General features: G+C 60.1%; 21 protein-coding genes. 3 read left to right on the forward strand and 18 right to left on the reverse strand.

Annotated elements, in window-relative coordinates:
* Positions 1-183: 183 nt before the first annotated feature.
* The 6 genes from fusA to OJHNALOF_RS16520 form a co-directional block, all read right to left on the reverse strand.
* Positions 184-2277, reverse strand: a complete 2094-nt coding sequence (fusA, locus tag OJHNALOF_RS16495) for an elongation factor G (RefSeq protein WP_094201702.1) — start codon at positions 2275-2277, stop codon at positions 184-186.
* 401 nt (positions 2278-2678) lie between these two features.
* Positions 2679-4013: a hypothetical protein gene (locus OJHNALOF_RS16500; RefSeq protein WP_165662730.1), complete on the reverse strand. Its 1335-nt coding sequence runs from the start codon at positions 4011-4013 to the stop codon at positions 2679-2681.
* A gap of 366 nt (positions 4014-4379) precedes the next feature.
* A complete protein-coding gene (locus tag OJHNALOF_RS16505) occupies positions 4380-5315 on the reverse strand; it encodes an ABC transporter permease (RefSeq protein WP_094201705.1) in 936 nt (311 codons plus the stop codon).
* 4 nt (positions 5316-5319) lie between these two features.
* Complete coding sequence (locus OJHNALOF_RS16510; protein WP_094201706.1) at positions 5320-6294, reverse strand: ABC transporter permease; 975 nt, start codon at positions 6292-6294, stop codon at positions 5320-5322.
* A gap of 89 nt (positions 6295-6383) precedes the next feature.
* A complete protein-coding gene (locus tag OJHNALOF_RS16515) occupies positions 6384-7940 on the reverse strand; it encodes an ABC transporter substrate-binding protein (protein WP_094201707.1) in 1557 nt (518 codons plus the stop codon).
* Positions 7941-7973: 33 nt separating this feature from the next.
* Complete coding sequence (locus tag OJHNALOF_RS16520; RefSeq protein WP_165662731.1) at positions 7974-9701, reverse strand: ABC transporter ATP-binding protein; 1728 nt, start codon at positions 9699-9701, stop codon at positions 7974-7976.
* Between the two features lie 492 nt (positions 9702-10193).
* Between OJHNALOF_RS16520 and OJHNALOF_RS16525 the strand changes: the two genes are divergently transcribed.
* Entirely contained in the window at positions 10194-11033 is an 840-nt protein-coding gene (locus OJHNALOF_RS16525; RefSeq protein ID WP_165662732.1) for a DUF4437 domain-containing protein, read from the forward strand.
* Between the two features lie 75 nt (positions 11034-11108).
* Positions 11109-12062 carry a LysR family transcriptional regulator gene (locus OJHNALOF_RS16530; RefSeq protein WP_165662733.1) on the forward strand — a complete coding sequence of 318 codons (954 nt, stop codon included), beginning with the start codon at positions 11109-11111 and terminating at the stop codon, positions 12060-12062.
* A gap of 113 nt (positions 12063-12175) precedes the next feature.
* On the opposite strand, the gene OJHNALOF_RS16535 is transcribed toward OJHNALOF_RS16530, so the two are convergent.
* The 5 genes from OJHNALOF_RS16535 to OJHNALOF_RS16555 form a co-directional block, all read right to left on the reverse strand.
* On the reverse strand, positions 12176-12655 hold the full coding sequence (locus OJHNALOF_RS16535) for a phosphatidylglycerophosphatase A (RefSeq protein ID WP_165662734.1): 480 nt from the start codon (positions 12653-12655) through the stop codon (positions 12176-12178).
* On the reverse strand, positions 12652-13620 hold the full coding sequence (gene thiL, locus OJHNALOF_RS16540) for a thiamine-phosphate kinase (RefSeq protein ID WP_094201713.1): 969 nt from the start codon (positions 13618-13620) through the stop codon (positions 12652-12654). The genes OJHNALOF_RS16535 and thiL overlap by 4 nt, the downstream gene beginning before the upstream one ends.
* 47 nt (positions 13621-13667) lie before the next feature.
* Positions 13668-14078 carry a transcription antitermination factor NusB gene (nusB, locus tag OJHNALOF_RS16545; RefSeq protein ID WP_094201714.1) on the reverse strand — a complete coding sequence of 137 codons (411 nt, stop codon included), beginning with the start codon at positions 14076-14078 and terminating at the stop codon, positions 13668-13670.
* Positions 14079-14091: 13 nt separating this feature from the next.
* Positions 14092-14559 carry a 6,7-dimethyl-8-ribityllumazine synthase gene (gene ribE / locus OJHNALOF_RS16550; protein ID WP_094201715.1) on the reverse strand — a complete coding sequence of 156 codons (468 nt, stop codon included), beginning with the start codon at positions 14557-14559 and terminating at the stop codon, positions 14092-14094.
* A gap of 118 nt (positions 14560-14677) precedes the next feature.
* Complete coding sequence (locus OJHNALOF_RS16555; RefSeq protein ID WP_165662735.1) at positions 14678-15601, reverse strand: mechanosensitive ion channel family protein; 924 nt, start codon at positions 15599-15601, stop codon at positions 14678-14680.
* Between the two features lie 227 nt (positions 15602-15828).
* Between OJHNALOF_RS16555 and OJHNALOF_RS16560 the strand changes: the two genes are divergently transcribed.
* Positions 15829-16731, forward strand: coding sequence for a DMT family transporter (locus OJHNALOF_RS16560; RefSeq protein ID WP_165662736.1), 903 nt, complete (start codon positions 15829-15831; stop codon positions 16729-16731).
* Between the two features lie 123 nt (positions 16732-16854).
* On the opposite strand, the gene OJHNALOF_RS16565 is transcribed toward OJHNALOF_RS16560, so the two are convergent.
* From OJHNALOF_RS16565 to nrdR, 7 genes are all read right to left on the reverse strand, one after another.
* A complete protein-coding gene (locus OJHNALOF_RS16565) occupies positions 16855-17199 on the reverse strand; it encodes a HopJ type III effector protein (protein WP_094201718.1) in 345 nt (114 codons plus the stop codon).
* Positions 17200-17214: 15 nt separating this feature from the next.
* Positions 17215-17874: an alpha/beta hydrolase gene (locus OJHNALOF_RS16570; protein ID WP_094201719.1), complete on the reverse strand. Its 660-nt coding sequence runs from the start codon at positions 17872-17874 to the stop codon at positions 17215-17217.
* The gene (locus OJHNALOF_RS16575; RefSeq protein ID WP_165662737.1) at positions 17867-18436 is read right to left on the reverse strand and encodes a HutD family protein; all 570 of its coding nucleotides are present in this window, start codon (positions 18434-18436) and stop codon (positions 17867-17869) included. The genes OJHNALOF_RS16570 and OJHNALOF_RS16575 overlap by 8 nt, the downstream gene beginning before the upstream one ends.
* A gap of 67 nt (positions 18437-18503) precedes the next feature.
* On the reverse strand, positions 18504-19613 hold the full coding sequence (gene ribBA, locus OJHNALOF_RS16580; protein ID WP_094201721.1) for a bifunctional 3,4-dihydroxy-2-butanone-4-phosphate synthase/GTP cyclohydrolase II: 1110 nt from the start codon (positions 19611-19613) through the stop codon (positions 18504-18506).
* Positions 19614-19643: 30 nt separating this feature from the next.
* Entirely contained in the window at positions 19644-20297 is a 654-nt protein-coding gene (locus OJHNALOF_RS16585; protein WP_165662738.1) for a riboflavin synthase, read from the reverse strand.
* On the reverse strand, positions 20297-21412 hold the full coding sequence (ribD, locus tag OJHNALOF_RS16590; protein ID WP_165662739.1) for a bifunctional diaminohydroxyphosphoribosylaminopyrimidine deaminase/5-amino-6-(5-phosphoribosylamino)uracil reductase RibD: 1116 nt from the start codon (positions 21410-21412) through the stop codon (positions 20297-20299). Before ribD ends, OJHNALOF_RS16585 begins: the two co-directional genes overlap by 1 nt.
* On the reverse strand, positions 21413-21862 hold the full coding sequence (gene nrdR, locus OJHNALOF_RS16595) for a transcriptional regulator NrdR (RefSeq protein ID WP_094201724.1): 450 nt from the start codon (positions 21860-21862) through the stop codon (positions 21413-21415).
* Positions 21863-21869: the final 7 nt, after the last annotated feature.

Here is a 21869-nt window from a genome sequence, read left to right on the forward strand (position 1 = left end):
TCCACTTGCTTCTTTAAGAGTGGGATCGCGTGCGCTTGAAATGAAGTCAACAGGGGGGAATATAAAGGACGTGCCGAGCAATGCCGGCGAAGCAGCCAAAAGGGTGCAAAGCCCTGTGTCGAGGCAAAAAAAAACCGCTGCCGAAGCAGCGGTTTTTATCGAAGTAATCGGGGTTAGCCGAACTTACTTCTTGGCTTCGGCAGCCTTGCGCTCTTTCACCTGGGCAACCACTTTCTCGGACACGTTGGCCGGGCAAGCAGCGTAGTGAGAGAACTCCATGGAGAACTGGCCACGGCCAGAAGTCATGGTACGCAGAGAACCGATGTAGCCGAACATTTCGGACAGGGGTACGTCGGCCTTGATACGCACACCGGTCACGCCGGCGTTCTGATCCTTGATCATGCCGCGACGACGGTTCAGGTCACCGATTACGTCACCCACGTGATCTTCCGGAGTGAACACGTCAACCTTCATGATCGGCTCCAGCAGCTGCGGCTTGGCCTTCGGCAGAGACTGACGGAAGGCACCCTTGGCGGCGATTTCGAACGCGATGGCCGAGGAGTCAACGGCGTGGTAGGCACCGTCGGTCAGTTCGAACTCGATGTCCAGTACCGGGAAGCCAGCGATCGGGCCGGTCTTCATCATGCTGGCAACACCCTTTTCGATGGCGGGCCAGAATTCCTTCGGTACGTTACCACCCACTACGGAAGACTTGAACACCAGACCGGTGTTGGCTTCGCCCGGACGGATAACGTAGTCGATCTTACCGTACTGACCGGAACCACCAGACTGCTTCTTGTGGGTGTAGCTGTCTTCAACCTGAGCGGTGATGGTTTCGCGGTAGGCTACCTGCGGCTCACCCACGATCAGCTCAACGCCATAGGTACGCTTCAGAATGTCTACCTTGATGTCCAGGTGCAGTTCGCCCATGCCTTTCAGGATGGTTTCACCGGAGTCTTCGTCGGTTTCAACGCGGAAAGACGGATCTTCGGCAACCATTTTACCGATGGCCACGCCCATCTTCTCGGAACCGCCCTTGTCCTTCGGCGCAACGGCAATGGAGATTACCGGCTCGGGGAACACCATGGCTTCCAGGGTGCAGGGGGCTTTCGGATCACACAGGGTGTGACCGGTCTGCACGTTCTTCATACCGATGATGGCGATGATGTCACCGGCCTGGGCAGAGTCCAGTTCGGTACGCTCATCGGCCTGCATCTCTACCATGCGGCCTACACGCTCGGTCTTGCCGGTGGCGCTGTTCAGGATGGTGTCACCCTTCTTGATGCGGCCGGAGTAGATACGTACGAAGGTCAGGGCGCCGAAACGGTCGTCCATGATCTTGAACGCCAGGGCCTTCAGCGGGGCATCGGCTTCAACGATGGCGAATTCACCGGTCTCGTTGCCTTCTTCGTCGGTCAGCGGCTGCGGATCAACTTCGGTCGGGCTCGGCAGGAAGTCGTTAACGGCGTCCAGCACCAGCTGCATGCCCTTGTTCTTGAACGCAGAACCACAGTAGGCCGGGAACAGGGCCATGGTGCGGGTACCCTTGCGGATACAACGCTTGATGTCTTCGATAGAAGGCTCTTCACCTTCCATGTAGGCTTCCATCAGGTCGTCGTCTTGTTCAACGGCGCTTTCTACCAGCATTTCGCGGTATTCTTCAACCTGATCCACCATGTCGGCCGGTACGTCTTCAATGGTGTAGTTTTCGGCTTCGCCGGACTCGTCCCAGATGTAGGCCTTACGGGTCAGCAGGTCAACCACACCCTTGAACTCGTCTTCACGGCCGATGGGCAGTACCATCACAACCGGGTTGGCGGCCAGTACGTCGCGGGTCTGCTGAACCACGCGCAGGAAGTCGGCACCCAGACGGTCCAGCTTGTTTACGAAGATGATACGGGCAACGCCGGATTCGTTGGCATAGCGCCAGTTGGTTTCGGACTGGGGCTCAACGCCGCCGGAACCACAGAATACGCCGATACCGCCGTCCAGTACTTTCAGGGAACGGTATACTTCAACGGTGAAGTCAACGTGTCCGGGAGTGTCGATTACGTTGAAACGGTGGCCTTTCCAGAAGCAGCTTACGGCCGCAGACTGGATGGTGATACCACGTTCGGCTTCCTGCTCCATGAAGTCGGTGGTGGACTCACCGTCGTGGGTCTCGCCAGACTTGTGAATTTTACCGGTCAGCTTGAGGATACGTTCGGTAGTGGTGGTCTTGCCCGCGTCAACGTGAGCAAAAATACCGATGTTTCTGTAATGTGATAAATCAGACATGATGCAACTTTATATGGTTGATTAAAGAAGTAGACGGAGCATGCGAAGAGTACCAGCACACCGCACCTCAGATTTCGAGGCGCACATTATGCAGTAGAACCCAGCCGCGCGCAAATGGCCCGAGCGGGTTCGAGTGTACTTTTTGTGCAGACCCGGCTCAACGCTCCGGCCCCGTTTTTTTCGCCGCCTTGCCAGCCTCACCGCCGCCTGTGGCCACGGCTTGCGGCCGGCCCGGTCCGCTCAAATGCCGCCGAGGGCCACCTTGTAATACACCCAGCCAAACAGGCCGGCGAAGATCAACACGGTCAGCAACACCTTGAGCCAGATAAATTTCACTTTTGTCTCCTGTGGGTGCAATCCAGCCCCATTTTCAAAGCGCGATTGTGGCACCGTCCAAAAGGTTACGCCAGCCCGAGCAGCCCCGCCAGCACAAAAATGGCCGCCACCACCAGCACCGACATGGCCGCCGCATAGCCCAGGTTCCAGCGCATGATGCGAAACGAGTCCATTCCATAGCGGCCCTGAAACGCCAGGTTGATACCCGACAGCGGCCCGGCGGGAGTGCCCACCGCCCAGGACGACAAAAATACCAGCGCCAGCAGGGTGTGGTTGGGTTCAAGCGGCGCCAGCACCGCTCCCGCCAGCGAGATGCAGATAATGGGATGAATGCCCAGCAGCGACAACGCCACCGTGGCCAGATAGGTTGCGCTGGCCTCCACCGGGCCAAAGTGCGTCAGCGGCAGGCTGCCGCCCAGGGTGGAGAACAGGGTCTCCAGGCCATAGCCCAGCACCCCGGCGGCCAGAAACAGTGCCAGCTCGTTGCCCATTTGCGGCAACCGGCCTGTGGTTAGTCCGGCAACGGCCGCCAGCGGCTGTTGCCGCTTCACCGCCAGAATGGTCAGGGTCAGCGCCGGCGCCATCAGGGTGATCACCGCCAGAATGGACAACGCCGGCTGCAGCTCATGCAGCGCCAGCACCGCCGCCGCCAGCAGGCCCGGCAAGGCCAGGCCGCCGGCATGCAGTGGATAGCCGGTAAAGGCCGCCACCGGGGCGTTGTTGCCATTGGGCCGGCTCAGTTGCCAGCCCGTCAGCAGCAGGGCCAGCAACGCCAGGGGCATGCTTACCAGCCACAGGGTGGCCAGCCGTGCCTCGGGGGCCAGGCTCAGGGCCACCGCCATGGCGGCAAAAAAAGGAGACCAAAAGGCCGCGGCGGTAAAGCCACGGATCAGCACCAGCGCCTGCTCCCGGGTCACGCTGCCGCGCCGGGCCAGACGGTCTCCGATAATAAATACCGACGACAGATTGATCACCGAGCCAAACAGGTGCACCGCCGCCAGGGTTGATGCCAGCGCCCGCCGCCCCTTGGGCGCACGCTCGTCGTCCTCGGCCTGGGGCCGGCTCACCAGGCTTAAAAAGCTCACCGCCACCAGCATGGAGAGCAGGCCGCTGTTGCCCGCCACCAGCCGCTGCACATTCACCTCGGCCCCCTGCCCCGCGCTCCAGGCCAGGCAGCCGCCCCCTACCAGCAGCAGGATCAGCGCCTGGGTGCGGTTGCGGGTGGCCAGCCCCGGCCACAGCAGCACCGCCGCACACCAGTACGCCAGCCCCGCCCAGTGGGTTGCCAGCGGCAGCCCCAGCAGGCCGGCGGCAATCATCACCATGGCCGCCAGCACCAGGCTGCCGGCCAATTGCCGGCGCAAAGACAGGGGAAACAGCGAACACAGGGTGGCGAGCACAATGAGCTCCGGGAGTAACGTTAAACAAGGGGAAGGATCATAACCGGTGGAGCGGGGTAAACAAGAGCAGCAGGTTGTGATGAGCGAAGCGAATCCCAACAATGCAGGCGCCAGTGACATGCCGTCATTTCCGCGAAGGCGGAAATCCACGAATCCGGCGTCGGTCTGCATCCCGTGCCGGGCCACATATGGCCCCCCGCCTTCGCGGGGGCGACGTCTTTTGGAGCCTTCGCGGGGGCGACGTCTTTTCACCGCATTCCCACGCTCTGCGTGGGAATGCATAAAAAAACCTGCAGACACAACACTGTGCCTGCAGGCCATGACGCACACACTGATAGCTTAAAGCTGATGGCTTACAGCCATGTTTTACCCCTTGTAGATCTTGGGGTTAAACACGTCCCGCAGCCAGTCACCGAGCAGGTTGATCACCAGCACCAGCACCACCAGATAAATGCCGGGAAAGGCGGTGATCCACCAGGATCCGGAGAAGATGTAGCTGAAGCCCATGCTGATCAGCGAGCCCAGCGAGGGCTTGTCGACCGGCATGCCCAGGCCGAGGAACGACAACGCCGCTTCACTCATGATGGCGTTGGCCACCTGCACCGTGGAAATCACCAGAATGGGCGACAAACAGTTGGGCAGAATGTGGCGAAACATGATGCGCATCGACTTGAATCCCATCACTCGCGCCGCTTCCACGTATTCCTTTTTCTTTTCGGCGAGCACGGTGGCGCGAATGGTGCGGGCGTATTGCGGCCATTCGGCGAGGCCGATGATCACCACCAGCATCAGTACCGCATACTGGGCGTAAAAATCGCTGCCCAGGGTGGCCTGAAACACCGCCGATACGATAATGGCCACCATCATGGTGGAGAACGACAGCTGCACGTCGGCAATGCGCATCAGAAAGTTGTCAATGCGCCCGCCAAAGTAACCGGCGCTCAGGCCCACCACTATGCCAATGGCCAGCTGCAGCGCCACCGCCCCCAGGCCAATGATCAGCGACACTCGGGAGCCATAGAGAATGGTGCTGAGAATATCCCGGCCCTGCACGTCTGTGCCCAGCACAAACCGCTCGTCACCCATGTCCTGCCAGCTCGGCGGCAGCTCGGAGTCGAGAATGTCGATGGAGGCCAGATCATAGGGGTTGTGAGGGGCGATCAGCGGCGACAGAAAGGCCGCCGCCACCAACGCCACAAACACCGCAAAGCTGACCATGGCGACCTTGTCGCGCAGAAAATGATAGAGAAAGTCGGAGCGGCGAAAGCGGGCCCAGCGACTCAATTGAAGTTCGGTGCTCATGCGCTTATCCCTTTGCTGCCAGGTTGACGGTGGGGTTCACCAGGCCGTAAATCAAATCGACGATGGTATTGGTGACCACAAAGATAAAGCCCACAAAAATCACATAGGTGGTGATCAGCGGCGTATCCACCCGAGTAATGGCCTCAAGGAACAACAGGCCAATGCCCGGCCACTGAAACACGGTTTCGGTGAGAATGGTGTAGGCCACCATGGTGCCGATTTGCACCCCGCCCACGGTGATCAGCGGCAGCAGGGTGTTTTTCAGTGCATGCACAAACCAGATGCGATATTTGTCCAGGCCCTTGGCCCAGGCGAACTTGACGTATTCGGAGCTGAGCTGCTCCAGCATTTCCGAGCGCACCAGGCGAATAAACAGCGGCAGCATGATGGACGACAGTGCAATGCTCGGCAGGATCAGGTTGCGAAAGCCCTGCCAGTTAAACAGCCCCGACTCCCAGCCCAGCGGGCTGGTGAGTTCGCCCCGGCCGTAGGCGGGCAGCCAGCCCAGTTCAATGGAAAACACATACATCAGCAGAATGGCGGTGAGGAACACCGGCACCGAAATGCCCACTATGCTGACCCCCATAATGATTTTGGAGAGCACGGCCCTGGGCTTGATGGCCGAATACACCCCCAGCGGAATGCTCAGGGCGATGATCAGCACGCTGGCACAGAACACCAGCTCCAGGGTGGCGGGCAGCTTTTCAAAGATCACTTCGATGGTGGGCTGCTTGAAGAAATAGGAAGTGCCGAAATCGCCCTGCAGCACATTGCCCACAAAGCGGCCGTATTTGACCATAAAGGGATCGTTCAGGCCCATTTCGTCGCGCATCTGCTGACGCACTTCTTCCGACACCGACTGCCCCACCAGCTCACGCAGGGGGTCACCCAGGTTGTCCTGTATCGAGAAGGCCACCAGGCTGATGACAAACATCACCACCAGGGCCTGAAACACGCGTTTAAGCAGAAAAGTAAACATGCTTTAAGTTCCAACTGCAGGACCGGGGAATGGGGATCGGGAACCGATACCGGATGAGCCCGGTGCCGCGTCCCCGATCCCACCACTCGTTATTCCTTAACGACCAGATCGCCCAGATAGGGGAAGTCCATGGCGTTGACAATGGGCTCGGCATTCACATTGTCACGGGCGCCCCAGGCCAGGTTCTGCCAGTGCAGGGGCACGAAGGCGGCGTCGTCATAGAGCATTTTCTCCGCCTGCTGCAGCATGCTTTCCCGCTTGGCGCCGTCGGTTTCGACGTTGGCGTCTTCAATCAGCTTGTCCAGCGCCGGGTTGGCGTAATGGCCGCAGTTGTACTGACCCCGGCCGGTTTCCTCGTTGCGGGTCATGGTGAGGAATTCCGAGAAGTTGGCGGTGTCTTCGGTGTCGGAGTGCCAGCCAATCATCAGCATGTCGGCGGAGCACTTGTCGAACTCGGGCCAGTACTGGGCCACCGGCATGGTCTTGAGCTCCACGTCAATGTTGATGCGCGCCAGCATGGCCTTGACCGCCTCGGCAATGCGGTAGTCGTTCACATAGCGGTTGTTGGGGGCGATCATGCTGATCTTGAAGCCATCGGCGTAGCCGGCTTCCGCCATCAGCGCCTTGGCCTTGTCCAGATCATAAAGGGGCACCAGCTCCGGGTTGTGACCCACATAACCCGCCGGCGCCTGCTGACCGGCGGTGGTGGCAAAGCCACGCATGATGCGCTTGACGATGCCTTCCTGGTTGATGGCGTAGTTCACCGCCTGACGCACACGCACGTCGCGGAACGGTTCAAAGCGATCCTGGTTCATCTGGAAGGTAATGATGCGGGTGCCCGGCTCGGTCACCAGCTTGACGCCGCTGGCGGATTCCACCCGCTTGTGATCGTTGGGCGATACCGGCTTGATAAAGTCCACGTCACCGGCCAGCAGGGCGGCCACTCGAGTGGCGTCTTCCTTGATCGGCACCAGGGTCATGTTGTTCACGTTGCCGGGAGAAGATGTGTCCCAGTAATCGGCGTTGCGCTCATATTCCACCTTGACCCCCTGCTGGCGGAACTTCAGCTTGAAGGGGCCGGTGCCGGACGGGTTGGTGGAGGCAAAGGAGCTGCCGTGCTTGATCACCTCGCCCTTGTCCTTGCCGTCTGCGGTGGTGCCGGTATAGAACTTGGAGTCCATCGGGAACAGATAGGTAACGGTGTTCAGCACCAACGGGAACGGGCCCTTGGTCACCAGATCCACGGTGTGCTCATCCACCTTTTTGGCCTCGGAGAAAGGCTCGAACAACGCCTTGAAGTCGGGAGAGGTTTTCAGGCGGTTAAAGGTCCAGATCACGTCGTCGGCGGTAAAGGGGTTGCCACTGTGAAAGGTCACGCCCTGGCGCAGATGAAAGCGCATGGTGTTGTCGTCCACCCGCTCCCACTTCTCCGCCAGCCGCGCTTCAAATTTAAAATCCTTGGTCCAGCGCACCAGGGGGTCAAACACCAGGTGCGACAGCTCCAGGGTGGCCCCCGACAGCTGCTCGTGCGGATCCATGGACACCGGATCGGCGTCGTAGGCAATGGTGATGTCGGCGGCCTGGGCACTGAAGGCAACACCGGCGGCCACCAGGGCAGCAGCTATTCTGTTGAGTCCTTTTTTCATTTCGCACTCCATTTACTGGGTTAACGTTGGCCCTCAGGCCTGTTGTGAAATATCCAGCCCTTCCCGGGACATGCCCTTGAACTCCGGCATCAGGGAGATCAGCGAGCGACTGTAGGGATCCGCGGCATGGGTAAAGAGTTGTTCGGTGGGCGCCACCTCCACCAGGGTGCCTTTTTTCATCACCCCGATGCGGTCGCACATCTGCCGAATCACCGGCAGATCGTGGCTGATAAACAGCATGGTCAGCTTGAGCTCGTCCTGCAGATCCTTGAGCAGGTTGAGGATCTGCGCCTGCACCGACACATCCAGCGCCGAGGTGGGCTCATCGCAGATCAGCAGCCTCGGTCGAGTGGCCAGGGCCCGGGCAATGGAAATGCGCTGGCGCTGGCCGCCGGAAAATTCGTGGGGGTATTTGACCCCGGCGGCGCGGCCCAAGCCCACGTAGTCGAGCAGATCGGCGACGATGCCGCGAGCCTGAGCGTCATTGCCGGCCAGGCCGTGAAAACGAATGGGTTCGGCGATAATGTCTTCCACCCGCATGCGCGGATTGAGCGACGAATAAGGGTTCTGAAACACCATTTGCATCTGCCGGCGCAGCGGGCGGCGTTCCTGCTCGGTCTTGATGGCGGTAAGTTCGATGCCCTCAAACCAGATTTTGCCGGTATCGGGCGGATACAGCCCGGTAATGGCCCGGGCTATGGTGGACTTGCCGGAGCCCGACTCCCCCACCAGACCAAAGGTCTCGCCCTCAAAGATCTCAAAGCTGACATCATTGGTGGCCTGCAGGTATTCCCGCCGGGACGGAAAAATCGAGTCTTTGGTGACAAAGCGCAGGTTGCAGTGCTCCACTCGAAGCAGGGCGCCCTCATAGTCGCGCTGATCCTGGCTTTGGCCCAGCCAGTGGCTTTTCAGATCCAGACTGGCCTTTTCCTTGGCGTCTTCAATGTAGGACACCAGCGGAAATCGCCGCAGCTTGATGTCGGAGCGGGGCACGGCGGAGATAAGGCTGCGGGTATAGGCGTGCTCGGGCGTGCCCAGCACTCGCTCGGTGGCACCGATTTCCATCAGCTTGCCCCGGTACATGACCGCCACCCGGTCGGTGACGTTCGACACCACGCCCATGTCGTGGGTCACCAGCATGCAGCCCACATTGCGTTCCTTGCACAGGCCGCGAATGAGGGTGAGGATCTGATCCTGAATCGACACGTCCAGCGCCGTGGTAGGCTCGTCGGCAATGATCAGCTCCGGATCGCAGGACAGCGCAATGGCGATCACCACCCGCTGGCGCATGCCGCCGGAAAACTGATGCGGATATTGCTGAATGCGCAGCTCCGGTTGGGGAATGCCCACGGCATCGAGCAGGGAAATGGCCTTTTTACGGGCTTGCTCGCGGGTGAGGCCGGTGTTGGCCAGCAGGGTCTCGACCATCTGATACTCCACGGTAAACAGCGGATTCAGGGAGGTCATGGGATCCTGAAAAATAAAGCCGATGCGCTTGCCCCGTACCGTGCGCATGGCGCTGGCCGACAGCGCGGAGATCTTCTCGCCGTCCAGGTAGACATCGCCGCTGGCAATGCGCCCGGGCGGACTCAGCAGATCGATGACGGCGTTGCCGATGGTCGACTTGCCGGCGCCGGACTCACCGACCACGCCCAGAATTTCGCCCTTTTCGATGGTAAAGGAAAGATCTTCCACGGCGGCCATGACGCCGTGGCGGGACGGGTATTCAATCCGCAGGTTTTTAACTTCCAGTAACGACATGCTCATCCTTAAACGGGACTGGCGCCCGTTGCTGCGCCGGGGCGGCCGGTGGCTGAAGTGACCTTACTATAGCCTCGTTTGGCCACAACCCGGCTCACCAATCCGCAACAAAACGTTAACATCAGGGCGCATTCTAATCCGGTTGCAAACCAAAGACAAAGACTGATTACGCAGTTAAGCAGCAAATTTTCAGCATATATTTTTACACTTGAAAAACAATCCAGACTTTATGACTAGAATATTATCCACAGACAGATCATGGTTAATATGACTTGGCTGACCTCCTCGGCGCCGCGCCCGCGTTGACGAACGGCAATTCAAACACGCCCGAGCCTGCGGCCGGCGTCTTCCCGGATGGGCAGGTGCTGCCTGTGGTTCTGTATTATCAAAAAATTCTTAATAGTCTTTTCGGTTCAGCCCTCTTTTTGCGAAATAAGCTCGGTCTCTATCATATGGAATACCTTGTCGCTGTAACTTAAAGAGGAGCCAACGATGCGCGTTAACAAGGCAACATTGAGTCTGGTATTGGCAGGAACTTTCGTTTCGCCGTTGTCATTCGCCGAAGATGTAAACATGCAGTCCGAAGTTGTCACTGCAGAGGAAGTACAGTGGGGTTACCTGAATCCCCTTCGTGGTATTAGAAGTCCAGGTGCCGCGGATCTTTGGGGGGATCGCACCAAGAATACCGCCGCGGGCATGCTGGTTAAATTCAACAAAGGGTTCTCATCTCCCCCCCATATTCACAATATCACCTATCGTGGCGTGGTCATCGAAGGGCTGATGCACAACGACGATCCCAAGGCCGAGTCCATGTGGATGCCCACCGGCTCATTCTGGACTCAGCCCGCCGGCGAGAACCACATTACTGCAGCAAATGGAGAGGAAAACCTCATCTACCTGGAAATTGACAGTGGTCCTTACCTTGTTCAACCTTCAGACGAGCACTTCGAAAACGGTGAAAAGCCAATCAACCTGCATGCCTCCAATATGGTGTGGCTGAACCAGTCAGACATGAAATTGATTAAAGGCGAGGATGCAGAGGTTACCGCCCTATGGGGCAGCAACCAGGCCGGAGAGCTGGGCGGAACCCTGGTAAAACTTCCCGCCGGTTATACCGGCCAGATCCACGTCGATGCCGAAGAGTTTCGTGGCATTGTCATCAAGGGAGACGTTACCTACCGGTCTGCGGAAACCCGGGATGAAAAAGAACTCGCAGCCGGCAGTTATTTTGGTTCAACCGGCCAGTTCGATCACAATATCAGTGTATCCGACCAGGATGCCATTCTTTACTTTCGTACCAATGGCAGATACCAACTGATCTCAAACCGCTGATGCCAGGAGCCTGGGTTGCCTGCCTCCAGGATGCTCTTACTCGGGTGCTCACCTTGGTGAATGGAGAGTCACATTATGAATATTAAAGATTTACAAGTGTTCACCAAAATAGCAGAGCTTCAATCGATTACCGCCGCAGCCAATCAGCTGGATATGAGTACCGCCAAAGCCAGTACCGCATTAAAGCGTATAGAGAATGCATTGGGTGCCCAGCTCTTTGTGCGCACAACGCGTCAGCTACGGTTATCCCCAGAAGGGGAACGTTACCTGCCACTGTGCCAACAAGCCCTTGAATTACTGCATCAGGGCCAGATGACCATCAACGAGAGGCAGCCCTTTGTTCGTGGTGAGGTCAAAATGGCGATGTCATCGGAGATGGGGCGCAACCTGATGCGTGACTTGCTCAACCGGGTGATGAGTCAACACCGGGAGGTAAGGGTCCGTTTGCATGTCAGCGACAGTCGTGTGGACTTTTACAGAGATGGGGTCGATGTAGCCTTGCGGGCGATGACCCGAACCGCCCTGCAGGACTTGAACCTGTACGGATTTAAAATATGCAATATTCCGCATCTGCTCTGTGCGTCACCCCAGTACCTGGTAGAGCACGGCTCCCCCACCACGCCTGAAGAGCTGCCTGAACACAATGCGTTACTGTATAAGCTTTACGAGGTCATGCATGATGACTGGGAGCTGTATAACGGCGAGACCAGATATAAAGTGAAAATGACCAGCAATCGCTGTGTTAACGATGGCGATATTGTTCGCCGTTGGTGTGTTGATGGTGCGGGCATTGCCAAAAAATCGGCCATTGATGTTGCCGAGGATTTACTGGCCGGACGGCTACAAAGGGTCATGGTCGACTACAGGATTCCCCTGACCGAGTTGTGGCTTGTTACCCCCAGTCGCCAGATGTTCTCCCCGGCCATTCGATTGATTCGTGATGAATTAAAACTGACCATCAATCAACGCAGAGAACGCTTAATCAAACAGGGCATTCTGAGTGAGCCGGAGTGGCCCGTTTCCGACTAGAGCAGGCCACCTGCATATCGCCGGGCAAGGAAGAGAGGTGCCCCTATGTTGAAACAAGCCTGCAGACACAACCGGGTATCTGCAGGCCGAGGTGGGCGGTAATTGGCTTCCGCTCAGAGGTAAAGCGCCAGCCCCTGCAGGCAGGCCAGGGCAAACAGGCCGGCAATCAGATCGTCGAGCATAATGCCAAAACCGCCGTGCACGCGGCGGTCGAACCAGCTGATCGGCCAGGGCTTTACCATGTCAAAGAAACGGAACAGCACAAAGCCAATGGCAATCCACTGCCAGCCCGCCGGGGCCGCCAGCATGGTCACGCCAAAACCGATAAATTCGTCCCATACGATGGCGCCGTGATCGTGCCGGCCAATGGCACTGGTGGCGGCATTGCAAATTTTGATGCCGGCCACAAAGCCCACCACCAGCAAGGCCACATAGAGCCACAGCGGCAGGCCCTGTATCAGCAGATACAGCGGAATGGCCGCCAGGGTACCCATGGTGCCGGGCATGATGGGGCTAAGGCCGGAGCCAAAGCCGAGGGCCAGCAGGTGCAACGGGTTGGACAGCTTCAGCGCCGCCAGTTCGGGCTTTCTCATTCGCCGCTCCGAAAGTGATCCCAGCTTCGGGCCGTCAGCTTATAGGGCTTCCCTTCCGCCAGCAGTTCCACTCCCGGCTCGCCGGCCACCATGCGGCCGATGCGGGTGAACTTGACCCCGCAATGGGCCAGGGCAGTTTCCAGCTGGCCCCGGTGCATTTCGGGTACGGTAAAGCACAGTTCATAATCGTCGCCGCCGGTCAGCGCCAGCTGCCAGCCCTGCTCCAGCCCGACGGTATCAATCATCGCCTGGCTCAGGGGCAGGTGCTCCAGCTCCAGCTGGGCACGCAGGCTGGAAGCGGCAGTGATATGACCCAGATCCCCGAGCAGGCCGTCGGACAGATCCAGCGCGCTGGAGGCGATGTTGCGCAGGGCCTGGCCGGCAAGAATGCGGGGATGCGGGTGTTCAAACTTGGTGCGCACAAACTCGCAGTGCTGTTCGTCCACTGTGACCTTGCCCAGCTGCTGCTGCAGGCCCAGGGCCGCGTCCCCCAAAGTGCCGGTCACATAGATGCCGTCGCCGGCCTTGGCGCCGTTACGACGCAGACCCCGGTCTCTGGGCAGGGAGCCGTGCACGGTCACGGTGATCGACAGCGGGCCGCGGGTCATGTCGCCGCCCACCAGGGCCACGTTGTAATATTCCGCCAGTTCAAAGAAACCTTCGCAGAATCCGCGCAGCCAGGCCTCGTTTACCTCGGGCAAGGTCAGCGCCAGCGACACCCAGCATGGGTCGGCGCCCATGGCCGCCAGATCCGACAGATTGACCGCCAGCGCCCGGTGCCCCAGGGCCACCGGATCCATGTCGGCAAAGAAATGCACACCGGCCACCAGGGTGTCGGTGCTGACCGCCAGCAGGGTATTGGGCTGCATTTGCAGCAGGGCGCAGTCATCGCCCGGGCCCATGATCACGTCCTTGCGACCGCTGTCGGTGGTAAAATATTGTTTTATTATTTCAAACTCGTTCATAGAAAATGAAAAGCCAGCGTCAGCTGGCTTTTTTCCCGTGCATTTTGTTATTTTTTCAACTGCTTGACGACCTTGTCGAGCACACCATTCACGAACTTGTGACTGTCTTCGGCGGCGAACGCCTTGGCCAGTTCAATGGCTTCGTTGATCACGACCCGATAAGGCACATCTTCACGCCGGGTCAGCTCGTAGCAGGCCAACCGCAGCACCGCCTTGTCCACCATGTCCAGCTCGGCGAGCGGACGGGACAGGTAGGAAGAAAAGACGCCATCCAGATCGGCAGCGTGAACCGACACACCAAACAGCAGATCACGGAAATAGTCCATGTCCACACCCTTGGTTTCCTGCTCCAGGGCAAACTGCTGGGCAATGTCGGCCACGTTGTCTTTGGTCATTTGCCACTGGTAAATGGCCTGGGTGGCGAGTCGGCGGGCCTTGCGGCGTTCAGACGGTTTCAATGCAGTACTCCTCTCAGTCCAGCTGCTGCAGGACGTTAATCATTTCCAGCGCGCTCGAGGCCGCTTCCGCGCCCTTGTTACCCGCCTTGGTGCCGGCGCGCTCGATGGCTTGTTCAATGTTTTCGGTGGTCAGCACGCCAAAGGCGATGGGCACTTCATACTCCATCATCACGCCGGCCATGCCCTTGCTGTTTTCGTTGGCGACCAGATCAAAGTGGTAGGTGCCGCCGCGGATCACGCAGCCCAGGGCCACGATGGCGTCATACTTACCGGTTTTGGCCAGTTTTTTACAGGCCAGGGCGATTTCTACCGCGCCGGGTACCCGTACCAGGGTAATGTTATCGTCCTTGACCTGACCCTGACGCTTGAGCACGTCGAGGGCGCCGGCCACCAGGCTGTCGTTGATGAAGCTGTTGAAACGGGCGACCACGATGGCCACTTTGGCCTCGGGTGCGGCCATCAGCCCTTCGATTACCTTCATGGGAATCCTTGTTTGCAGAAAAGTGCGCACATTCTAGCACAATCGGCGATTGACAAAAGCCTTGGGGCGCCCTTGACGAGGGCGTCGGCGACAAGTGGCGCAGCCCCCGGTGCGGGGCTCAGTCGCCGGCGTTCGTGCTCGCCTCGCCGGCATCATCCTGGCGTTGCAGCAGACACAGACGGGTTTCACCGGGCATGTCGACATTAGCCTGCTCCAGGGTCTGCTTGATGGTTTTCACCACCCGGGCATGGGTTTGCGTGACCGAGCCCTGCTGACTGTCGGTCCACCAGCGCACGCGAATGGTGACCCAGCTGGCGGCCAGATCCCAGGGCAGCGCCTGCACGCCCTGCTCCTGGCTGACCCCTTCCACCTTGGCCACCGCTCGCACCAGCAACTCGCAGGCCTGGTCGATGTCGTCCTCATAGCCAATGCCCACATCATACTGGCTGCGCCGCTGCTCGTAGGCGGTTTTGACCAGCACGGCATTGGTGTAGATATCGCTGTTGGGAATGACGATACGCCGGCCGTCATGGGTCTTGATGATGGTGGCGCGGGTTTCAATGCGCTCCACCGTGCCCTCATGGCCATTCACTTCAATCTGATCGCGAATGTTAAAGGGCTGGCGCAGCAGGATCAGCAGCCCGGCCAGCCAGTTTTGCAGTATGTCCTTGAAGGCAAAGCCAATGGCCACCGAACTCACCCCCAGCCCGGCGATCAGATCCCCCGGTTTCAGGCTGGGAATGACAATGGTCGCCGCCAGCAGAAACCCCAGCAGCACCATGGCCCATTTGACAAAGCCTCCCAGCACCTCCCCCAGGTTTTCCCGCTCTCGCCGGCGAGCGTGGGCCAGCACCATGCGCCGCACCATCACCGCCAGGCCATAAAACAGCGCCAACACCACCAGGGCCACCACTATATTGGGCACCAGCCGTACGGCGCCATCGAGCCAGCTGTCCAGCCGCTCCATGATGACACCGGGATCCATGTCGATTTGCTGGTATTGATCCTGTTCGCCGCCGGGCTGAGTGTCGTGCTGTGACATGATGTCCTCCTGCCGGTGCGCTGCCGCTCGCACCCCCTACAAGCGTAGGCCATGGCCACCCCAGGGGCGACGAGGAAGACAGGACTCACAAAGAACCTTTCGTGCGAGTGTGCAAGTCCGTACAAATACCTTAGAGTAGACAGACGGCGGACAACGGCCGGTTGTTCGGCTCCTCGGCGCGTTCACTGCGCGGCCCATCTTCATATCAAGCAATTCAAGGGGTATTTATGCTGCCGGAACGGCGCGGCGATCTGCTTATACTCACCGCCACCCTGCTGGCCTCGGCGGGCTGGCTGTTTTCCAAGGAGGCGATCTCCGCCCTGCCCCCGGCAGGCTTCGTGGGCTGGCGCTTTGTACTGGCGGCACTGATTCTGCTGCCCTTCTGTTATCGTCAGCTGCGGGCCACCTCGTTCGCCAACCTGCTCAAAACCGCCGGCATCGGCCTGGTGATGACCCTGAATCTGATTTTCTGGATTCAGGCGGTAATGCACAGCGATGGCATTGGCGAAGGCGCCTTTATCATGAGCCTGGCCATGCTGATGGTACCGCCCCTGGCCTGGTTGTTGTTTCGCGAGCGACCCGGCCGTCAGTTCTGGCTGGCGCTGCCCATTGCCGTAACCGGACTGTTTTTGCTGACCTCGGGCAACGGCCTTTCCCTCTCCCTCGGTCAGCTGCTGTTTCTGCTGGCCTCGGTGTCACTGGCGCTGTATTTTAGCCTGAACAGCCGTTTTGCCCGACGGGTGGATCCCATGGCGCTTACCTTTGTGCAGCTGGCGGTCACCGGCGTCATGCATCTGGGCTATTCCGCCCTGTTTGAACGCTGGCCCGAGCAGGTGGCACCCGATATCTGGGGCTGGTTTGCCGCCAGCGTTTTGCTGGCCACCTCGCTGCGCTTTTTCTGCCAGAGCGCCGGGCAAAAATTCAGTAACGTCGCCAACGCCGCCCTGATCATGATGCTGGAGCCGATATGGACGGTGCTGATCAGCGTGTTCTGGTATCACGAGCCGATGCCGGTCCAGAAGATCATGGGGTGTGTGCTGATTTTGCTGGCGCTGCTCAGCTTTCGCAGCCGGGCGCTATACGAGTGGTATCGCAATCGCCGGGCCATGAAGGTGAGACGTGAGACGTGAGACGTGTAGTCGGTTGGCAATAAGCAAAGCGAATTCCAACACAAAGGCGCCAGTGAAAGGTCGGGATTCGCTGCGCTCATCCCAACCTACGCCAGAACGTGCTTTCGGCTCCCCGGAGGGGGATTACTTCGCGGTCAGTGCATCACCCTGAAACTCGATGCCCATCCAGCCGGTTTTCATAAAGTTGCGAATGTTCTGGTGATCGTCGCCGTCCGGGTTGCCCAGCACGTCGTCACGGTAGAAGGCGCCAAAGCAGGCCAGGGTTTCCTGCTCGTCAAAGCCCTGCAACCGGGCAAAGGCAAACAGCTTGCAAGAGCCGTTGTTCTGGCCGGCGTCATTACGCTGTTCGCCATTGGTAAAGGCCACCGGATGGAACTCGTAAAGACCGTCAATCAGCGCCATCACCTCGGCGAACTCAATGGTTTCCGGCGCGTCGGCCAGCTTGCTCTGCAATTCCTGAATATTCATGAAGGTTCCTTTTGCTTATTTGAGTGCCAGGCAGCGGCACAGAAAACGGGAAATATCGGCAATCTCCTCGGCACACACGGCGTGCGGCATGGGATAACTGTGATATTCGGGCACATGGCCGAGGGCTTCCAGGGCACGGCAGGCACGCAGCCCCAGCTGCTCGCTCACCACCGGATCCTGCGTGCCGTGCAGCACCTGAATGGGCAGCGCACGGTTGGCCTCGCTCGGCACTATGCTGTCGGCGGTGGCGAAATAGGTCGACATGGCAATCAGCCCGCCCAGGGGCTGGTCATAGCCCAATGCCGCCTCATAGGCCACGGCGCCCCCCTGAGAAAAGCCCGCCAGCACGATACGCCGGCTGTCGATGCCGGCGGCCAACTGCTGTTCAATCAGCTCCACCACCGCCGCCGCCGAGGCGCGCAACTGGGTTTCATCCACCTTGCGGTCGATATCCATGGCCAGAATGTCATACCAGGCGGGCATGGCCATGCCGCCGTTAATGGTCACCGGCATGGCCGGCGCATGGGGAAACACAAAGCGCACCGCCGCAGTAGCAGGCAACCCCAGCTCGGGCACGATGGGGGCAAAATCGTGGCCGTCGGCGCCCAGGCCGTGCAGCCAAATCACGCAGGCATCGGGGTTGGCGGCGGTGTCGTGACACAGATACTCAAGCATGGCGGCTCTCCGAAAGTAAATGGGCGTCCAGCGAATGGGGATACAGCTCAATTTCAATCAGCGGCCAAGAGGCATCGGCAGGTGCCAGGGTCAGGGCCTCGCCCGGTTCCAGCAGCCACAACCTGGGCGCGTCGCCGTGCTCATAGCACAGCCGGGCCTGCGCCCCTTCGCTGATAAAGCCCTCGCCGGCCCGGCGCCGGTGCACTCGCAGGCTGGCCCTGCCCCAGTCGCGGCGGACCATCAGGTTGAAGTCGAGGCATTCCCCGCCCAACAGCCGGCAGTGCACCGCTTGCTCACCGGCAAAGTGCAGTGGCGCAAAGGGGGTGTCCAAACGGTGCGGCTCACCGGCCAGATCGAGCGCAAAGCCGTCGCCGCTCAGCAGCATCAGTACCCGGTCCACCCCGGGAAAATACGAAAAGGGCCCGCTTTGCCCTACCCGGGCCATGGACAGGCGCAGATCAAACTCGCCCTCGGCGGGCAGCCGGAACAGCTCGCGGGTGGTGCCGCCGCCGTTTTTCCAGGGCATGTCGGTAAAATCGGCACTGGTCAGCAACTTGCTCATTGAAAGGCTCCCACAAAAAGTCCGGCCGGCATCATGCCGGCCGGAACGGTGTGCCGTTGGTCCGGCCTTATTCGGTGACGTATTCCACCACTTCCAGGCCAAAGCCCGACAGCGCGTGGTAGCGCTTGGGGGAGCTCAGCAGGCGCATCTTGCCCACACCCATGGCGCGCAAAATCTGCGAGCCCACACCCACTCGGCGGGACGTGCCCTGGCGCTTGGCCGCCTCCGGGCGCTCGCCCTTGTCGGCGGCTTCAAACATGCGAACTACCGACAACAGGTGATCCGGGGTTTCTTCCTTGCCGAGGATCACCAGCACGCCGCCTTCATCGGCAATGCGCGCCATCGACTTGTCCAGCGGCCAGCTGCGGCTGGCGTGGCGATCGGTCATCAGCACGTCGCTCAGCATGTCGTGAATATGCACTCGCACCAGCGCCGGCTGGTCCGCCTTGATCTCGCCCTTGCGCATCGCAAAGTGCACCTGGTTATCGATGGTGTCGCGGAAGGTCACCAGCTCGAACTCGCCGTGCTCGGTGGGCAGCTTGCAGCGGGCCACCTGCTCGATGGTGGTTTCGTTCTCGTTGCGGTACTCGATGAGATCGGCAATGGTGCCCAGCTTGATGCCGTGCTCCTCGGCAAACTTCTCCAGGTCCGGGCGGCGCGCCATGGTGCCGTCTTCGTTGAGAATTTCCACGATCACCGCCGCCGGCTCCACCCCCGCCAGCCGGGCCAGATCGCAACCCGCCTCGGTGTGGCCGGCGCGGGTCAGCACGCCGCCGTTCTGGGCCTTGAGCGGAAAGATATGGCCTGGCTGTACCAGGTCGGCGGGCTTGGCGTCCTTGGCCACGGCGGCCTGCACGGTGCGGGCCCGGTCGGCGGCGGAGATACCGGTGGTCACTCCTTCGGCGGCCTCGATAGAGACGGTAAAGGCGGTGGAGAACTGCTCGGTGTTGCGGCTCACCATCTGGGGAATGTCGAGCTGGCGGCAGCGGGCCTCGGTCAGGGTCAGGCAGATCAGGCCCCGGCCGTATTTGGCCATAAAGTTGATGTCTTCCGGACGCACGTGTTCGGCGGCCATGATCAGATCGCCTTCGTTTTCCCGGTCTTCGTCATCCATCAGAATGACCATTTTGCCCTGACGAATGTCGTCGATGATTTCCTGGGTACTGCTTAAGGCCATGATGTTCCCCTTGGTTGATTCGGTTAGCCGCTATTTCACAAAACCGCTGGCGGCCAGGGTCGCCAGAGTGAGTCCGCTCGACGCCTGAGTCTGGCCACCGGCCAGCAGGCGTTCCAGGTAGCGGGCGATAATGTCTACCTCCAGGTTGACGCTGCGGCCAACCTGCCAGTCGTTCAGTGTGGTGTTATTTAATGTATGGGGCACCAGCGTCAATTTAAAGGCCGCGCCCGATACCGCGTTCACGGTCAGGCTGATGCCGTCCACGGTAATGGAGCCCTTTTCGGCAATATAGCGGGAAAGTTCGGCCGGGGCGTCGACCCACAGCTCAATGGCAAAGCCCACCTTGCTCTTTTTGCTGATGCGGCCCACGCCGTCCACATGGCCGGACACCAGGTGACCGCCGAGGCGGGTGGTGGGCAGCAGCGCCTTTTCCAGGTTTACCGCCTGGCCCGACTGGTAGTCGGCAAAGCCGGTGCGATTAAGGGTTTCAATCGACACGTCGGCGCAGTAGTAATCCTTGCCCAGTTCGGTCACGGTGAGACAGACGCCGTTGGTGGCGATGGAGTCGCCCAGGGCGACATCGGACAGGTCCAGCCCCGGGCAGTGAATGCGGATCACCGAGGAGGCACCCTTTCGCTCGATGGCGGCCAGGGTGCCGGTGGCTTCAACAATACCGGTAAACATCAGTCGGTTACCCTTGCAGTCAGTTTGAGATCGCCGCCCACCAGGCGGCAATCCTGCCAGGCCAGCCTTGGCGGCTGACTCATGGCGGTAAATTCCGGCAGCGCCAGCAGGCCCCGGGCCGGGTTGCCCATCAGCATGGGCGCCTGATACAGAATCAGCTCATTCACCAGGCCGGCGCTGAACAGGGCGCCACCCAAAGTGGCCCCCGCCTCTACCCAGAGGTGATTCAGCTGACGCCGGCCCAATTCTTCCAGCAGCAGCGCCAGATCCAGCTTGCCGTTATCAGCCAGCGGCAGCACGCATTCTTCCACCTGGTCGCCAAAACCGCCGGTCACCTCGCCGCGCAGCAGCAGCACAGGGCCGGGCTGCGCAAACAGCCGCAGCCCGGCGTGCAGCCGGTTTTGGGTGTCGATCACAATGCGCAGAGGCTGGCGCAGTTCGGCTTCGGCATAGTCCTGGCGCAGCGACGCCGGCAACTCTTGCCAGCGCACGTTGAGGGCGGCGTTGTCCATCAGCACGGTATCGGCGCCGGAAAGAATGGCGCAGCTTTGCGCCCGGTGGCGCTGCACATCACGCCGGGCCGCCGGGCCGGTAATCCACTGGCTTTCGCCGTTGGCGAGCGCGGTGCGGCCATCCAGGCTGGCGGCCAGCTTCAGGGTCACAAAGGGACGGCCGGTGCGCATGCGGTGCAAAAAGCCCACGTTGACCGCCTCGGCCTCGTCGGTCATCAGCCCGGCCTCGGCCCGAATGCCCGCGTCCTGCAGCATGGCCAGGCCGCGACCGGCAACCTGAGGGTTGGGATCCACCATGGCGGCCACCACTCTGGACACGCCGGCGTCAATCAGACCCTGGGCACAGGGCGGGGTGCGACCATAATGGGAACAGGGCTCCAGGGTGACATAGGCGGTGGCACCCTGAGCGGCCTCACCGGCGGCACGCAGGGCAAAGACTTCGGCATGAGGGCCGCCGGCACGCCGGTGAAAGCCCTCGCCCACCAGTTGACCGTCTTTCACGATCACGCAACCCACCGCCGGGTTGGGGCTGGTGGTAAAACGGCCACGGCGGGCCAGCTCAAGCGCCCTGGCCATCCAGCGCGCATCTTGGGTTGTGAACACTTATTGCTCCAGGCGGGCTATCTCTTCGCCAAACTGACGCAGATCCTCAAAACAGCGGTACACCGAGGCAAAGCGAATATAGGCGACCTTGTCGAGCTGCTTGAGCTCGTCCATCACCAGGTTGCCCACCAGCTCGGATTTGACTTCCCGCTCGCCGGTGGCCCGCAGCCGCGACTTGATGCGGCTGATGGACTGCTCGATGGCCTCGGTGCTGACCGGACGCTTTTCCAGCGCCCGCTGCATGCCGGCTTCCAGCTTGTCTTCGTTAAAGGGCTCGCGAATGCCGCTGGTTTTGATGATGCGCGGCATCACCAGCTCGGCGGTTTCAAAGGTGGTGAAACGCTCCCGGCAGGCATTGCACTCACGCCGCCGGCGCACCTGCAGGCCATCGCCCACCAGACGGGAGTCGATTACCTTGGTTTCGGTTGCGTTGCAAAAGGGGCAGTGCATGGTGCCT

The sequence above is a fragment of the Oceanimonas sp. MB9 genome, from assembly GCF_011319775.1.
In the GTDB taxonomy this organism is placed as follows: Bacteria; Pseudomonadota; Gammaproteobacteria; order Enterobacterales; family Aeromonadaceae; genus Oceanimonas; species Oceanimonas doudoroffii.

Excerpts from the sequence above, each read along its gene's own strand:
- fusA (WP_094201702.1), bottom strand. The coding sequence starts at position 2,277 with ATGTCTGATTTATCACATTACAGAAACATCGGTATTTTTGCTCACGTT.
- OJHNALOF_RS16505 (WP_094201705.1), bottom strand. The coding sequence starts at position 5,315 with ATGAGCACCGAACTTCAATTGAGTCGCTGGGCCCGCTTTCGCCGCTCC.
- OJHNALOF_RS16510 (WP_094201706.1), bottom strand. The coding sequence starts at position 6,294 with ATGTTTACTTTTCTGCTTAAACGCGTGTTTCAGGCCCTGGTGGTGATG.
- OJHNALOF_RS16515 (WP_094201707.1), bottom strand. The coding sequence starts at position 7,940 with ATGAAAAAAGGACTCAACAGAATAGCTGCTGCCCTGGTGGCCGCCGGT.
- OJHNALOF_RS16520 (WP_165662731.1), bottom strand. The coding sequence starts at position 9,701 with ATGTCGTTACTGGAAGTTAAAAACCTGCGGATTGAATACCCGTCCCGC.
- OJHNALOF_RS16525 (WP_165662732.1), top strand. The coding sequence starts at position 10,194 with ATGCGCGTTAACAAGGCAACATTGAGTCTGGTATTGGCAGGAACTTTC.
- OJHNALOF_RS16530 (WP_165662733.1), top strand. The coding sequence starts at position 11,109 with ATGAATATTAAAGATTTACAAGTGTTCACCAAAATAGCAGAGCTTCAA.
- OJHNALOF_RS16535 (WP_165662734.1), bottom strand. The coding sequence starts at position 12,655 with ATGAGAAAGCCCGAACTGGCGGCGCTGAAGCTGTCCAACCCGTTGCAC.
- thiL (WP_094201713.1), bottom strand. The coding sequence starts at position 13,620 with ATGAACGAGTTTGAAATAATAAAACAATATTTTACCACCGACAGCGGT.
- ribE (WP_094201715.1), bottom strand. The coding sequence starts at position 14,559 with ATGAAGGTAATCGAAGGGCTGATGGCCGCACCCGAGGCCAAAGTGGCC.
- OJHNALOF_RS16555 (WP_165662735.1), bottom strand. The coding sequence starts at position 15,601 with ATGTCACAGCACGACACTCAGCCCGGCGGCGAACAGGATCAATACCAG.
- OJHNALOF_RS16560 (WP_165662736.1), top strand. The coding sequence starts at position 15,829 with ATGCTGCCGGAACGGCGCGGCGATCTGCTTATACTCACCGCCACCCTG.
- OJHNALOF_RS16565 (WP_094201718.1), bottom strand. The coding sequence starts at position 17,199 with ATGAATATTCAGGAATTGCAGAGCAAGCTGGCCGACGCGCCGGAAACC.
- OJHNALOF_RS16570 (WP_094201719.1), bottom strand. The coding sequence starts at position 17,874 with ATGCTTGAGTATCTGTGTCACGACACCGCCGCCAACCCCGATGCCTGC.
- OJHNALOF_RS16575 (WP_165662737.1), bottom strand. The coding sequence starts at position 18,436 with ATGAGCAAGTTGCTGACCAGTGCCGATTTTACCGACATGCCCTGGAAA.
- ribBA (WP_094201721.1), bottom strand. The coding sequence starts at position 19,613 with ATGGCCTTAAGCAGTACCCAGGAAATCATCGACGACATTCGTCAGGGC.
- OJHNALOF_RS16585 (WP_165662738.1), bottom strand. The coding sequence starts at position 20,297 with ATGTTTACCGGTATTGTTGAAGCCACCGGCACCCTGGCCGCCATCGAG.
- nrdR (WP_094201724.1), bottom strand. The coding sequence starts at position 21,862 with ATGCACTGCCCCTTTTGCAACGCAACCGAAACCAAGGTAATCGACTCC.